Source organism: Nostoc sp. C057 (genome assembly GCF_013393925.1).
In the GTDB taxonomy this organism is placed as follows: domain Bacteria; phylum Cyanobacteriota; class Cyanobacteriia; order Cyanobacteriales; family Nostocaceae; genus Nostoc; species Nostoc muscorum_A.
The window spans coordinates 3,893,987-3,908,315 of the sequence record NZ_CP040281.1 but is presented as its reverse complement, the minus strand read 5'-3'; the positions used below and the strand labels follow the sequence as shown (position 1 = coordinate 3,908,315).

16 protein-coding genes, 1 tRNA gene and 1 other annotated feature are annotated in these 14,329 nt (G+C 42.3%); of the genes, 11 read left to right on the top strand and 6 right to left on the bottom strand.

The window, feature by feature from the left end:
• Nucleotides 1–101 precede the first annotated feature (101 nt).
• The 7 genes from FD724_RS16770 to rplL all read left to right on the top strand — a co-directional run bounded on the left by FD724_RS16770 (nucleotide 102) and on the right by rplL (nucleotide 4,073).
• Nucleotides 102–174, top strand: a tRNA-Trp gene (locus FD724_RS16770).
• 384 nt (nucleotides 175–558) lie between these two features.
• Nucleotides 559–780 (top strand): preprotein translocase subunit SecE, encoded by a 222-nt coding sequence (gene secE, locus FD724_RS16765; RefSeq protein ID WP_012412090.1) that lies wholly within the window; start codon nucleotides 559–561, stop codon nucleotides 778–780.
• Nucleotides 780–1,421 (top strand): transcription termination/antitermination protein NusG, encoded by a 642-nt coding sequence (gene nusG, locus FD724_RS16760; protein WP_012412091.1) that lies wholly within the window; start codon nucleotides 780–782, stop codon nucleotides 1,419–1,421. The genes secE and nusG overlap by 1 nt, the downstream gene beginning before the upstream one ends.
• 6 nt (nucleotides 1,422–1,427) lie before the next feature.
• A complete protein-coding gene (gene rplK / locus FD724_RS16755) occupies nucleotides 1,428–1,853 on the top strand; it encodes a 50S ribosomal protein L11 (RefSeq protein WP_012412092.1) in 426 nt (141 codons plus the stop codon).
• 145 nt (nucleotides 1,854–1,998) lie between these two features.
• On the top strand, nucleotides 1,999–2,712 hold the full coding sequence (rplA, locus tag FD724_RS16750; protein WP_012412093.1) for a 50S ribosomal protein L1: 714 nt from the start codon (nucleotides 1,999–2,001) through the stop codon (nucleotides 2,710–2,712).
• 55 nt (nucleotides 2,713–2,767) lie between these two features.
• Nucleotides 2,768–2,937, top strand: a sequence feature (ribosomal protein L10 leader region).
• Between the two features lie 65 nt (nucleotides 2,938–3,002).
• On the top strand, nucleotides 3,003–3,587 hold the full coding sequence (gene rplJ, locus FD724_RS16745; RefSeq protein WP_179073403.1) for a 50S ribosomal protein L10: 585 nt from the start codon (nucleotides 3,003–3,005) through the stop codon (nucleotides 3,585–3,587).
• A 93-nt stretch (nucleotides 3,588–3,680) separates the two neighbouring features.
• Entirely contained in the window at nucleotides 3,681–4,073 is a 393-nt protein-coding gene (gene rplL, locus FD724_RS16740) for a 50S ribosomal protein L7/L12 (RefSeq protein ID WP_012412095.1), read from the top strand.
• Between the two features lie 209 nt (nucleotides 4,074–4,282).
• Here the strand turns inward: rplL and FD724_RS16735 are convergent, their stop codons facing one another.
• Together FD724_RS16735 and FD724_RS16730 are read right to left on the bottom strand one after the other, a co-directional pair.
• A complete protein-coding gene (locus tag FD724_RS16735) occupies nucleotides 4,283–4,612 on the bottom strand; it encodes a DUF2973 domain-containing protein (RefSeq protein ID WP_114081429.1) in 330 nt (109 codons plus the stop codon).
• Nucleotides 4,613–4,913: 301 nt separating this feature from the next.
• The gene (locus tag FD724_RS16730) at nucleotides 4,914–5,231 is read right to left on the bottom strand and encodes a DUF2605 domain-containing protein (RefSeq protein ID WP_012412097.1); all 318 of its coding nucleotides are present in this window, start codon (nucleotides 5,229–5,231) and stop codon (nucleotides 4,914–4,916) included.
• 441 nt (nucleotides 5,232–5,672) lie between these two features.
• Here FD724_RS16730 and thrS point away from each other — a divergent pair, with 441 nt between their 5' ends.
• The 3 genes from thrS to FD724_RS16715 all read left to right on the top strand — a co-directional run bounded on the left by thrS (nucleotide 5,673) and on the right by FD724_RS16715 (nucleotide 9,530).
• The gene (gene thrS, locus FD724_RS16725; RefSeq protein WP_114081428.1) at nucleotides 5,673–7,508 is read left to right on the top strand and encodes a threonine--tRNA ligase; all 1,836 of its coding nucleotides are present in this window, start codon (nucleotides 5,673–5,675) and stop codon (nucleotides 7,506–7,508) included.
• 374 nt (nucleotides 7,509–7,882) lie between these two features.
• A complete protein-coding gene (locus FD724_RS16720; RefSeq protein ID WP_245246158.1) occupies nucleotides 7,883–8,350 on the top strand; it encodes a hypothetical protein in 468 nt (155 codons plus the stop codon).
• Nucleotides 8,351–8,684: 334 nt separating this feature from the next.
• Nucleotides 8,685–9,530 (top strand): DUF4351 domain-containing protein, encoded by an 846-nt coding sequence (locus tag FD724_RS16715; protein ID WP_179073402.1) that lies wholly within the window; start codon nucleotides 8,685–8,687, stop codon nucleotides 9,528–9,530.
• On the opposite strand, the gene FD724_RS16710 is transcribed toward FD724_RS16715, so the two are convergent.
• The 4 genes from FD724_RS16710 to FD724_RS16695 form a co-directional block, all read right to left on the bottom strand.
• The gene (locus tag FD724_RS16710) at nucleotides 9,516–9,854 is read right to left on the bottom strand and encodes a hypothetical protein (RefSeq protein ID WP_114081426.1); all 339 of its coding nucleotides are present in this window, start codon (nucleotides 9,852–9,854) and stop codon (nucleotides 9,516–9,518) included. The genes FD724_RS16715 and FD724_RS16710 overlap by 15 nt on opposite strands.
• A gap of 237 nt (nucleotides 9,855–10,091) precedes the next feature.
• Nucleotides 10,092–12,617, bottom strand: coding sequence for a sigma 54-interacting transcriptional regulator (locus tag FD724_RS16705; RefSeq protein WP_179073401.1), 2,526 nt, complete (start codon nucleotides 12,615–12,617; stop codon nucleotides 10,092–10,094).
• A 95-nt stretch (nucleotides 12,618–12,712) separates the two neighbouring features.
• On the bottom strand, nucleotides 12,713–13,156 hold the full coding sequence (locus FD724_RS16700; RefSeq protein ID WP_179073400.1) for a hypothetical protein: 444 nt from the start codon (nucleotides 13,154–13,156) through the stop codon (nucleotides 12,713–12,715).
• 9 nt (nucleotides 13,157–13,165) lie between these two features.
• Nucleotides 13,166–13,639, bottom strand: a complete 474-nt coding sequence (locus tag FD724_RS16695) for a hypothetical protein (RefSeq protein ID WP_179073399.1) — start codon at nucleotides 13,637–13,639, stop codon at nucleotides 13,166–13,168.
• A 39-nt stretch (nucleotides 13,640–13,678) separates the two neighbouring features.
• On the opposite strand from FD724_RS16695, the gene FD724_RS16690 reads away from it, so the two are divergent.
• Nucleotides 13,679–14,314: a transaldolase family protein gene (locus FD724_RS16690; protein WP_179073398.1), complete on the top strand. Its 636-nt coding sequence runs from the start codon at nucleotides 13,679–13,681 to the stop codon at nucleotides 14,312–14,314.
• Nucleotides 14,315–14,329: the final 15 nt, after the last annotated feature.

Sequence of the window (14,329 nt, the reverse complement as noted above, 5' to 3'; positions counted from 1 at the left end):
GCTAACTTGTTTTCTCAACCAAATTGAAGTATGATAGAAATCGCGTGTTGCGTTAAACTAAAATTTAGTTCAGCGCAATAAGTGAATAAAAAACAGCTTGTGCGCTCTTAGTTCAGTTGGTAGAACGCAGGTCTCCAAAACCTGATGTCGGGGGTTCAAGTCCTCCAGGGCGCGCTCAAGAGCAAAAAATAAAGCCCGAAATAATTACGCAGCTGCTGTATTAGCAGTTAGCGATAATAATTTCGGGTAAACTTATTGTATTTGCAGTTGTTTTGCTTTCAATTAAGTAAAATAGAGTCGAAACTGTAAAACTGGAAGAACAAATTTTAGATTTTAAATTTTAGATTTTGGTGAAGCAGCCCGGTCTTCTCTACGAAACGCTTAGCTAAGGGGCTTTCCCCATGAGTGACTGCTGAACCCGAAGGAGTTGACAAAAAATTAAAATAAATGCACAACCCAGAATCTGAAGTTAAGTACCTTTGCCTTAAAGCGCATGGTAAATCTAAAATCCAAAATCCAAAATCCAAAATTGAGTAAGAAACGGGGGGATAAAGGGTCGTGGCCAAAAAAAGTGAAGCAGAATTGCCAGAAAACACAAATGGTTTTAGCTTAGGCAACTTCATACAGGGAACCAAAGAAGAACTTGACAAAGTAGTTTGGCCCAGTCGGAAGCAAATAGTGAGCGAATCCGCTGCTGTGTTGTTAATGGTGGCACTCTCCGCATCTTTGATATACTTGGTCGATGGATTGTTTGGTTGGGCAGCAAAACAGGTGTTCTGATGACTTTTGCAACAGACGAACCTCGCAACTCCACGTTGCAGTCGGAGGAAACAGGAGAAACAGCAGAAGCAGCGTCAAAAGAAGCACGCTGGTATGCTGTACAAGTAGCTTCAGGCTGTGAAAAGCGTGTAAAGACTAACTTGGAGCAACGCATTCAAACTTTTGATGTAGCTGACAAAATTATCCAGGTAGAAATTCCGCAAACGCCAGCGGTGAAAATCCGCAAAGATGGCAGTCGCCAGCATACAGAAGAAAAAGTTTTTCCTGGCTATGTGCTGGTGCGGATGATGATGGATGATGATACCTGGCAGGTGGTACGAAACACCTCTCATGTAATTAACTTTGTTGGTTCAGAACAAAAACGTGGTAGCAGCAAGGGTCGCGGTCATGTCCACCCCATACCACTGAGTTCTTCGGAAGTTGAACGCATATTCAAACAAACCAGTGAACAAGAAGCTGTTGTCAAAATTGACATGGCTACTGGTGATAAGATAATGGTGCTTTCTGGTCCATTTAAAGACTTTGAAGGCGAGGTAATTGAAGTGTCTCCAGAACGGAGTAAACTTAAAGCCTTGCTCTCAATTTTCGGCAGGGATACACCAGTAGAATTGGAATTTAATCAGGTAGAGAAACAGAGTTAAATACAAATGGCGAAGAAAGTAGTGGCGGTCATTAAACTGGCCCTGAATGCTGGAAAAGCCAACCCAGCACCACCAGTTGGGCCCGCCTTGGGTCAACATGGTGTTAACATCATGATGTTCTGCAAGGAGTACAACGCCAAAACAGCAGACCAAGCTGGAATGGTGATCCCTGTAGAAATTTCGGTTTTTGAAGACCGGAGTTTTACATTTGTACTCAAAACGCCACCAGCATCAGTGCTGATTCGGAAGGCGGCAAAAGTTGAAAAAGGCTCGAATGAACCCAACAAAAAGAAGGTTGGGTCAATTACTAAAGCCCAGTTGCAAGAAATAGCCCAAACGAAACTCCCCGACCTCAATGCCAACGATATCGACGCGGCAATGAAGATTGTGGCAGGAACGGCTAAGAATATGGGTATAACAGTCAAAGATTAGTCATTGGTCATTAGTCATTAGTAAAAAATCAACAAATGACATAGACGCGCCAGCGGCTTCCCGCAGGGTAAGACAAATGACAAAGGACTCATAAAAAAATTATCGGGGGAGAGGCGAGGCTTCGGAATTACCCCAGGAGAAAAAAATGGCAAAAATATCGCGTCGTTTGCAGACGCTGCAAGCAAAAGTAGAAGATAAGGATTATCATCCTTTAGAAGCTTTAGCCCTTCTCAAAGACACAGCAACAGCTAAATTTGTTGAAGCTGCGGAAGCGCATATCCGGTTGGGAATTGACCCCAAATATACAGACCAACAGTTGCGGACAACGGTAGCACTGCCTAAAGGCACAGGACAAATCGTTCGGGTGGCAGTGATAGCCAGAGGCGAAAAGGTAAACGAAGCCAGCAACGCTGGGGCTGATATAGTCGGGTCAGAAGAACTGATTGACGAAATCCAGAAAGGTAGAATGGATTTTGACAAGCTGATTGCCACACCAGATGTGATGCCACAGGTGGCAAAGCTGGGTAAGTTGCTAGGTCCCCGTGGTTTGATGCCATCGCCCAAAGGTGGAACCGTAACATTTGATATAGCAAGTGCGATCGCAGAATTCAAAGCTGGTAAATTAGAATTCCGAGCTGACAGAACTGGTATTGTTCATGTTATGTTTGGTAAGACAACCTTCTCGCCTGAAGATTTGTTAGTCAACCTGAAGGCATTGCAGGAGACGATTGACCGTAACCGTCCTTCAGGAGCTAAAGGTCGTTATTGGCGCACATTTTATGTGTCAGCCACAATGGGGCCATCGATTAAAATTGATGTCACCGCCCTACGAGATTTAAAACTGAGCGAAGTAGGTTAATTTTTAGTCATTAGTCATTTGTAAAGACAAAAACAAAGGACAAATGACTAATCATAAAATCGAATAGGCAAAGCCGGAGACAGCAGGTGCTAATAGCTTAAATACCCTGCCGAGGTTAAAACTCTAATTGTCAAAATTACCACCCCTAAAGGCGTGATAACTATGGCATCACGAGTCTTAATACTCAACCCCGGCTAGTATTAGCCGGGGTTTGTTGTTTGGGTTTTCAGGTTTAAAAGAAACATACAAGTAGGGCACTTCCCCGATTATTTTAAGGAGGTGAGATTGGAATGGGTAGAACACTAGAAAATAAAAAAGAAATAGTAGCTGACCTCAAAGAAACTTTGAGTGAGTCAACTCTGGCACTGGTAATTGACTATCAGGGGCTAACAGTTTCGGAAATCACAGACTTACGGCGGCGGCTACGTCCTAGTGGTACGGTTTGTAAGGTGACGAAGAATACCCTGATGGGCATTGCCATTGAAGGTGATGAGAAATGGCAGCCTTTGTCGGAATTGCTCAATGGTTCTTCCGCCTTTTTGCTAGTAAAAGATGATTTTTCATCGGCAATTAAGGCATACCAAGAATTCCAAAAAGTTACCAAGAAAACAGAACTTCGTGGTGGTGTCCTGGAAGGTCGCCTACTCAAAGAACCTGATGTCAAGGTACTGGGAGACTTGCCATCTAAGGAACAACTCATCGCGCAAATTGCTGGGGCTATCAACGCCTTGGCTACCAAGATTGCTGTGGGTATCAACGAAGTTCCTGGTTCACTGGCTCGTGCTTTGAAGGCTGTGGCCGACCAAGAACAAAGTGGTGGTAGCACCGAAACTGCTGCTGTACAAGATAGCAGCGCTGAAACCGCTACTGAATAAACTTTGTGGTTCATCAGTCAAGAGTCAAAAGTCTATAGTTAAAGACTAATGACCCCTGACAAATAAATAATCAAAATTACAGGAGTTATATCAATGTCTGCTGCAACCGATCAAATTTTAGAACAACTAAAAACCCTTTCTTTGCTGGAAGCTTCTGAGCTAGTCAAGCAAATTGAAGAAGCTTTTGGCGTAAGTGCTGCTGCACCTGTTGGCGGTATGATGATGATGGCTGGCCCTGGTGGTGCGGCTCCGGCTGAAGAAGCTGTTGAGCAAACCGAGTTTGAAGTGATTCTCGATTCAGTCCCAGCTGATAAGAAGATTGCTGTGCTGAAGATTGTCCGGGAATTGACCGGTTTGGGTCTGAAAGAAGCAAAAGACTTGGTAGAAGCTGCTCCCAAGGCAGTTAAGGAAGGCATTGCTAAGGATGCTGCTGAAGATGCTAAGAAGCGCATCGAAGAAGCTGGCGGTAAGGTGACTATCAAGTAGTCACAATTCTATTAGCAATTTTTACATTAAGGGAGTCTGAGTCAGGCTCCTTTTTTTTATCGAGACAGAATTCAGGAGTCAGAATTGTAAACGAAAAATTGTTAAAAATCTGCCATTCACATTCAAGGATGGTAATAAATTTCTATTCCAAGAAGGGTTAAGGATGTAAAACAACAATAATTTACACCCAAACTCCTAAGTCCTAAATTTTATACTTCTTCTGAATTTTCACTCTTACGTCCTGGGGATGCTTCGTAAAGTGCATCTAGATGTTGACGCGCATCTTCAACGTTAATCGAACGCATTACCAAAAGCGGCTCTTTAATTAAGTTACCCGCGCTATCTAATAACTCTGGATGGGGTACAAACTGTTTTTTTGATGAATAATAACCGTATTTACCTTGATTATTCATTGGTGAGGAATTCGTTGGGTAAGTTCGCTCGCGATCAAAACTGAACATGATCAGGTTACGAATTAAGTTGCCAACAGCCATAAATGCAAGGATTGTAAAAGCAAGAATGTAAAGCAGGTGTAACATTAGATTTTCCTCCAGAACAACAATTTTTAAAACTTTATTTTGTAACGCTTTGTTTCGCCGACACTGTGACTCACAGTTAAGATGACTATTTGACGCACTTTGGTGCTATTACATTTATATGAAGCTATTTGTCAACCGTTATTTCACTTACGGTAGCATAGGATACATTATCTTGTTAATCCAAATAATGTTAAGAAATTGTTAAGCTTTTTCTACTATCTCTTTGATGACTGGTTTAGCATCTTGTCGTTAGACATTAGCTAATATAGTCTGCGGAAATTTAACAGATGCTCCCATCTATTTAGACTTCACGCTCTTGACGAAAGCGCATTGCAACATTCCAGCATTCTGTTACTAATTGATGCCAAGGCATTAACGTTGCCATATCAATTCCGACTTGTTTATCGGTAGCAGCAAATAGCATTTTGGCCGTACTTAGTTCTTCTTGCGCTTGTTTAACACGTAAGAGCAAATCAGATTGTTCTTGGTCACTCATAAATGATAGCTGCTCAGTTTCGAGTAAATGGCGTGATCGCGTAAACCAATGCTGAAAATCTTCTAGCAGTGGTTCTAAAACTGTTTTCAGCAACTCAGTCCCTGGTAAATTTGAGTCTGACATAAATAAGAAGGATTTTTCCAACTTTCTTACTAATATTAACGTTATTTACGTTTCTTAATATTATTTTTATTTATTCTAATCTACTAATTTCGGTAAATGTAAAAGAATGTAACAAATAGTACAGATTTTATTATATAGTCTTGCTAATGGGTCTGTACAGTTCCTTTGGATAAGCTGTATGTATCGAATGGGAGGGGTAGCTGACACCGAGTTGCAATTCATAAGATAATTTAGCGATGTCTACGACGGGCTACGCCTGGAATCCTGAATTTAATACTCAGCTACCCGATCAAAAATTTATCTTTATCCCTGGCGAAAAATTATTTCGGTAGTTGGAAGATAAAGCTGAACTGGCAAAAACCAAAGTCGCTATAGTTGAGTAAGCCTACAGATTCAGATAAATCACCTTTTGTAATCACTTCGCCAACGGTTCAGCAGCCAATGTCGCCAAATTCATCAAATCAATCACAACAGTCAGAACAAGTTGAAAAAATCTATTTACCACGTACCAGCGAATCGGAGAACTTAAAAAAGATTCGTCACACTGCTTCCCATGTAATGGCAATGGCGGTACAAAAGCTGTTTCCCAAGGCGCAAGTTACAATCGGCCCTTGGATAGAAAACGGTTTTTACTATGACTTCGACAGTCCAGAACCATTTAGCGAAAATGATCTCAAAGCCATCAAAAAAGAGATGGCGAAGATTATCAATCGCAAATTGCCAGTAATTCGAGAAGAAGTCAGCCGCGAAGAAGCCGCACGCCGGATTCAGGAAATTAACGAACCTTACAAGCTAGAAATTCTGGGAGATATCAAACAGGAACCAATCACCATTTACCACCTGGGGAATGAATGGTGGGATTTGTGCGCGGGGCCTCATCTGGAAAATATCAGTGAATTAAACCCGAAAGCAATTGAATTAGAAAGTGTTGCGGGCGCTTATTGGCGTGGGGATGAAACTAAAGCCCAATTACAGCGCATCTACGCCACCGCTTGGGAAAGTCCAGAACAACTGGCTGAATATAAGCGGCGTAAAGAAGAAGCGCTACGGCGAGATCATCGGAAACTTGGCAAAGAACTGGGATTATTTATATTCTCTGATTTAGTAGGGCCGGGTTTACCTTTGTGGACACCAAAGGGTACTTTGTTACGGAGTACCTTAGAAGACTTCCTCAAGCAAGAACAATTAAAACGGGGTTACTTATCTGTAGTAACACCTCACATTGCCAGAGTAGATTTATTTAAAACCTCTGGACATTGGCAGAAATATAAAGAAGATATGTTCCCCTTAATGGCAGATGATCAGGAAGCTGCTGCACAGGAACAGGGCTTCGTTATGAAGCCAATGAACTGCCCCTTCCATATCCAAATATATAAGAGTGAGTTACGCTCTTATCGAGAACTACCAATGCGCCTGGCGGAATTTGGTACTGTTTACCGCTACGAACAATCAGGCGAATTGGGCGGTTTAACGCGGGTGCGTGGTTTTACTGTAGATGATTCTCACCTGTTCGTTACTCCAGAACAGCTAGATAGCGAATTCCTCAGTGTGGTGGATTTGATTTTGTCGGTGTTCAATAAGCTGCAACTGAAGAACTTTAAAGCTAGACTCAGTTTCCGCGATCCTGCTAGTGATAAGTACATCGGTTCTGATGAAGTTTGGGACAAAGCCGAAGGTGCGATTCGCCGTGCGGTTGAAACCTTGGGGATGGAACACTTTGAAGGGATTGGAGAAGCGGCATTTTATGGGCCTAAACTTGACTTTATCTTTAGTGATGCCCTAGATCGGGAGTGGCAATTAGGAACTGTGCAGGTAGATTACAATTTGCCTGAACGCTTTGAGTTGGAATACGTCGCTGAAGATGGGGTTCGCAAACGTCCAGTGATGATTCACCGTGCGCCTTTTGGTTCACTGGAAAGGTTGATTGGGATCTTAATTGAAGAATACGCGGGCGATTTTCCTTTGTGGTTAGCGCCAGTGCAAGCTAGATTACTCCCAGTGGGTGATACACAGCTAGACTTTGCTAAAGATGTGGTGGCGAAGATGAGAGCGTTGGGCATCCGTGCAGAAGTTGATACCAGTGGCGATCGCTTGGGTAAACAAATTCGCAATGCAGAGAAAGAAAAAATACCCGTGATGGCAGTGGTGGGAGCCAAGGAAGTTGAAACCAACACCTTGAGTATCCGTACCCGCGCCTCTGGGGAATTGGGAGTTATCGCTGTTGATGAGGTGGTGGATAAGATGAAGGATGCGATCGCTAAGTTCGAGAATTTCTAAATAAAATTTAACCGCAGACGCACACTAATTATAATTGGTGTGCGTTTTTTTTGTGGATTGGAGCATTAGCTAGCTGGTAGGTTTTGGTAAGGTGCGATCGCGTTCTACTTGTAGGCTGAAACCCTAATTTTCTCGTTGATGGAGATAAAAGGTGGATTCATCCAGTTCAAATACTCATTTTAATTTTAACTTTTCATGGGATTTGGAAGTTCAAAAAGTATTACAGACAACAAAAGTTTTCTCAATCACCGCACCCAAGAAAACTTTCTGATTTATTCAAGACTGATAGCATAGATTTAAAGACTTGTGGAATCTGCTCTTCCTAAACAGACTAGACTTGCATAAATTAATGTCAATAATTTTTGACTAACATTATGAACCGCTTTACCTCTATTTTGCTGGCTGGCTTGATAGCATCTGCATCAGCTTTGGCTATTTCTCCAAAAGCTGAGGCTAATACACCAGCGTCTTATGTTGCTGAGTCTGATAGCTACGGCTATCGAGACAACAATGATGGTAACTACGAACGTCATAGTCGTCACTACAGAAATGGTGATTATGACCGCCAGAACGACCTTCGCAACATTCGTGACAACGATCGCCGTTATGACCGCAACAACGATCGCCGCTATAACCGCCGATATGACCGCGATAATGATCGCCGCTTTGACCGCGATAATGATCGCCGTTTTAACCGTGATAACGATCGCCGCTTTAATCGCGATAACGATCGCCGCTTTAACCGCGATAACGATCGCCGATATGACCGCGACAATAACCTTCGTAACATTCGTGATAATAACTTTCGCTATGAGCGCGATCGCAACTGGGGTCGTTATTAATCCCTGTGCCTATCTATTAAGCTTACTTCCAAGTGAACTGAGCATTGATTCTACTTGGCGGTAGGACAGACACGATCTCTTTTTCCACTCATTGCCATATCTGACTTTTCACTCTTATCTAGAAAACCTCGCTTCCATTCCCTAGTAAGAAAGCTTGCTCAGGGTTTAGGTTTAGCGTTAGCTTTTCTATATGATGATGTGAAAAGTCAGATTTTTATTAAATCAAGAATTTACCCTCAACCAAGACTCATTAACGGAGTTGAGAGGTGGATTCATCCAGTTCAAAACTCATTAATGGAGTTCAAATACCTCGTTCACTTGTTAGCGATCGTCAATGTCCTTTGATAACCTCTGCAAACTCCTGTCCGAAAAACATCCTGCTACCTTTGCCAGTTGGGTATTAGGTACACCCCAAACTTCCGTCAAAGTCCTCAAAACCGAATTGAGCATTGAACCAATTCGCGCTGATTATGTCACATTTTTACAATTACAAGGACACATTCTCCATCTGGAATTTCAAACCAAACTAGAATCTACGCCACCCCTACCCTTGCGGATGCTAGATTATTGGGTGCGCTTGTATCGTTTGTATCGTCTACCAATAACGCAAGTTGTCGTATTATTGCTTCCCCCTTCACCAGAAACAGTAATTGAAACTGTCTTCTGTGTGGAAACTACCCGTCACGAATATCGCGTGATTCGCTTATGGGAAGAAAATCCCGAACTATTCCTCAACGATCCAGCTTTGTTACCATTAGCACCACTGGCCGCAACCACGCAACCCCAAGCTTTGTTGCAACAAGTTGTGGGAAAAGTTAGCCAACTTGAACCAAGACAACGACCAGAAATTTCTGCTTACACCCAAATCTTAGCGGGGTTAAAATATAATCAAGATTTGATTCGACAATTATTTCGGGAGGGTATGATGCGCGAGTCAGTGATTTATCAAGAAATTCTCGCTGAAGGTGAACAACGAGGCGAACAACGAGGACGAAAAGCAGAAGGGCAATTGCTCATTCTCCGTCAACTTACTCGACGGGTGGGAGAATTACCCCAAGATATGCTTGACCGGATTGAAACTCTCTCTTTAGAACAATTAGAAAATCTCGGTGAAGCATTGTTGGATTTTCAGGCGATCGCGGATTTAGAAGCCTGGTTTGCTACATTAGAGTTCAATTAACTTGAATCCCCAAGGTTTGAGAGCCGCTAAAGCTATTTCTTCACTTACACCTTCATAAGCTTCCCATTCCAATGGGTGTTCTTTAGGATGTCCGTCGCCGACATTACCTGCAACCTTAATTATTGGACAGTTGGCGATGCGATCGCGCTCTAGCCCCTTTGGAACTACTAGTTGGACTTTGTGACCGATAAACTTCGCTGTACTTTCTTCAGCAATCGATTCACGGATTAAACAAATATCACCAGCTGTCCCCCAAGTAGTTTGGTAGATGTGGAGGAATGATATATAAGGTGCTGGTTTGATGGATCTTTTTAGAACATGCATTATCTGTAATCCTTACACTATGAATCAAAAATCATAAATCATATAAGTATTTTCTATCACGTTCGTAGGGAAGAAGAATGTTTTTAACTCACTTTTTGCACCTAGTCTAAGTGATGTAGAGAATTCTTGGTGAAATATAGTCGTTTTCTAGTCAGAATACAGACCTAACCCCCAGCCCCTTCCCTTGTAGGGAAGGGGAGTAAGATCAGAGTGGAATGGCATACAAAGGAGACATCGCTAGAACACGATAATTGCCCACAAACTAGCTCCCAAAGCGATCGCTGCTAAATGTTGTCCAAGGAGGGATTTCACTGGTTGCTTGGCAATTTTTTGAGTTAATAACATAGTCATCAACACTGAGAAAATTATCGTTGCACCTTGCAAAAAGGCAATCACAGCCGGGTGAGCAACCAATATTGGCAATTGTTCTCCGCCCAAACCAAGAGTAGCAAAGGTAACAGGTAAAATCCGTCCGCCTTCGCCTAAGCCCAAACGCAAATAGTGAGCCAAGTTTCCGCCTAACACCAATGGTAAATAGCCATAAGCAAGTTCTACAAATGATTTTGGCTTTCGGTTAAAGTTCAACAATTTCAGCAAACGATAAACCCCAAAGGTAAAGATCGCTGGGATAATTAACACTAGCAGCGATAATCCGAAGTGCTGCCAAAACTGAGTTAAATCCAGTTGTAAACCAAACCAAGATTGTAATTCTGGCAAGCGATGCAGATATATCCCACCCAACAGCAAAAATAGTAATGCTACTTCATAAGTGCGGGGTACATGAGTTGTCCACAGTTCAATACCAGGGGGACGCAAGTTGAATTCAACGGAACGATGGGGACAGGCTTTCAGGCAAGTCATGCACAGTACGCAATCTCTGTTATCTTCTAACTGCGCGGGGTGGGAGTATAAAGGACATCCATTAGTTTCCATCCCTTCGCCCTTTTGTGGCCCACCTTTATAACACTGATAGGTAGTGCAACTGGCAGAACATATTCCTTGCTGGGCACGGAGTTCCGTCATTGAGAGTTTGGCAAATAAACCATTCATCCCACCAATGGGGCAGAGATATCGACACCAAAACCGCCGCTCAAAAATGGCAGAGAAAATCATCGCCCCGGCGGTAATTAACAGCAGCAAACAAGCGCTGAGGTAAGCGGTATTTTCTAAATGCCAGAGTTCTTCCCATAAGAAAATTAGGGTGAATAAACCAAACATGAACCATCCGCCCCACTTCTCAGCTTGCTGTCTCGGCCAGCGTTTGAGTTGTCGTGGCCACAGCCAGAGAGATAACTTTTGGGTAATTTCGCCGTAAATCATGAAGGGACAAACAGAACACCAGATGCGTCCCAAAAAGGGAAAGAGAAATAAGAAGAAAGGCCACCACCAAGCCCAAAATAGATTTAATACGAAATTGCGATCGCGGGTTTGTGGCCCAATAAATAATATTGCTACAGTAATTGCAAAAGCCGTTGCAGTAAAACCATAATTAATGCGATCGGGCCACCAAGGACTACGTAAAAACCGCCGTAAACTAGGATAGGCATTTAACAAATTTACTCGAAATCGTTTTTTCTTCGTTTCAGCTGGCCAGAAAATTTCTTCTGTTAATTCATCAGTACCCTCAGCTTGCACGATCGCTCTTTCAACCAGATTTTTTAATTCCTTGAGGTTCCCAGGAAAATCATAAGACTGGAGGCGACGCAAAGCTTCTGGGGTAATATGCGGTTTCGGAACGCCTCTAGAGCGAATGTAGAGACTTGTATAATATTCAACCTGCGCCTGAATATCAGCTTTTCGCACCCTTAGCGGTGGTACTTTAATAATGTGGCCAATACAGCGTTCAATTGTCGGCTGAGTTTTTTCGGAAACAATCAGAATTCTGGCTTTACTGGGACGAGGTTGGGCTAATGTTTCTCCAGAACGACTGACGGGGGTATACATGCCAGTTTTGAGCAACTGCGTCACGGGAGGTAATAATTCTTCGGGTAGTTCTTGGATGTTATTGAGAACTAAAGTACCTTCTCCCAACCATTCTAATAGTCCCGGTTTACCGCCAGCGCGACCAAATAAGTCTGCGCCGCTAGTTTGCAGAATACCGCAATTTACTTTAATGATTGGTTCTCGCCGTTTTGGAGAACCAAAGTGGATAAGTGCTGCTATATTGTCCTTTTCTAACCCTGGTTCACCGAAAATATCTACTGATTTGCGATCAGCAGCAGCTTCTCGAATTTGCTCCCGCAGGCGCACAGCATAGCGACTTGTACCGACAATTCCGCGTTGGGCTTTGGTAACTAAGTATGGACGCAAAGCTACAGAACGTTCTTGTTCATAGCCAAGTGCAGATGTTACCTGAGCTAATTCTTGAACCAATTGGCGGGAAAAAGCCTGAGCAATTTCGGGATATTGGGTGGCTAAAGCCCGAAATTTAGCAGCAGGTACAACCCACAAATGACATTCAGTTACGGTAGTAATTGTCAATGGAGTTAATTCTTCCAACAGCAATTCTTTGAGGTGAATCACTGCACCAGGGAGGAACCCACAAGCTAAGGCTGGATTAGTTTCATTGGTAGTATTGCTGTCGAGTTGACCTTCGACGAGAATATAAAGGGCTTCTGGAGGAGTGCCTTCGCTAACTAAGTCAGTTTCGGCACTTACAACTTGTTCTTCAATTACTTGTGCGATCGCATTTAACACTTCAGGCGAGAGAATTCCTAAAGTGGTGCGTTCCTGTAGCCATATAACCGTTTCTGGAGATGTCATCCTAAGTTCTCCGTGTAGGCTGCTGTATAACCAGAATTATCCCTTGAAGCTGAGTCAAGAATTTAAAATTCTGAATTCTGAATTCTGAATCAAGTTCAGATCGGACTACACTTTAGCTTTTCCTTTAACTTCTCCAGTAAGTTCCAAGACCTTGTTTCATTTTCAGAGATAAACAGAGGAAGCCAATAGATAGCTTTCTCCATTAACCTATTACTATCATTATTTAAATCTTCAATTAATTTTACTACTGACTTAAATCCCAGTTTAGGAATTGCAAAATCTAACCATAATTTAATAGTTTGAGCATTGGATTCTAAAACTCCATAGTTAAACATTTTTGTGACATAATCTCTTGTATGCAAGACCTTCTTTGCTATTACAATAGTAACCAGGCTTTTTTGTTCAACCATGCTCTTGATAATTTCATATACTGCAACTTCAGGTATTGATTTCAGATAATCTAAAATTACCTTCTCCTCCTGGGAAGTTAAGGATCTATAAGTACTAGTCTGTATTAATTCTTGAACACGATCATTCATAAGTTATTGTCAAAATCCATAAGGTATGAAAAGGTTTAATGGCAAACCAGCGTTACCTGCTGAATTAGCTGATGGTTTGTAGTGACCAGAAGCATTATTCCAATATTTAATTTGACCTTTATTGTTTTTATTATGACCAAAGCGAATTTGACCTGCAAAGGCAACGTTGTTACCTCTTGCAATATCAATATGACTTCCGAAACTAAATTTTTGCCTTGCTATATATATCTGGCCTCTCTGTACTACAAAGTTATACTCACCATTAGGTGTAAACACTTTTTTGTGAGGTGTTTTATATCTCCACTTCTTGCCATCAAAGAAAAGTTCATTACGTCGAATATAACTAGGAATATCTTCGGGATATAGATTCGCAAAATATTCTGCTCCTGAACTACCTCCTGATGGCAGTCCTGAATCAATAGTATGCCAAGGGCTAGGAAATAGTGCAGAATATTTTGGTACGTAAGAAAGTTTAAGTTGCACATCTGATAAATTAATTTTAACAATCGATTCAGGAAAATTATGGCACTATATCTAGACTCAGCGATCGCATCTGAAGCCGAAGTTGTTAAGCTTTGGGGATGGGTGAAAGGCATTACAACCAATCCCACGCTGTTGTCTCAAAGCGATACTCCACCAGAAACCACGCTCAAAAATTTGGTTGCCTTGACTTCTGGCCCTTTATACTATCAACTTGTGGCATCTGATAAAGCTGGGATGCTAGCTGAAGGAAGAAAAGCTTTCGAGATTATTGGTTCACAAACAATTTTAAAGATTCCCGCAACACCGTTAGGTTTTGAAGTGGTGGCGAGTCTATCACCAGAAATCACCTGTTCGGTGACAGCAATTTACAGTGCAGCACAAGCAGCAGTAGCACGAGAGGCGGGAGCGAAAATTGCCATAGCTTATGTAAATCGAGCTACGCGGTTGTTAGGTGACGGTATTGCTTTGGTACGGGATATGGCTAGCGTACTCAAAGGCAGTGATACGAAAATCTTAGCAGCTAGTATCAAATCTCCAGAAGAAGCAGCCGCATCGTTGCAAGCCGGGGCGTATCATTTGACTTTACCATTGGCAATGTTGCAAGCGATCGCTACTCACGAATTATCACAAAAAACTGTTGAAGAATTCGCTAAAGGAGGCATTGGTTTAAAATAATTCGTAATTCGTAAT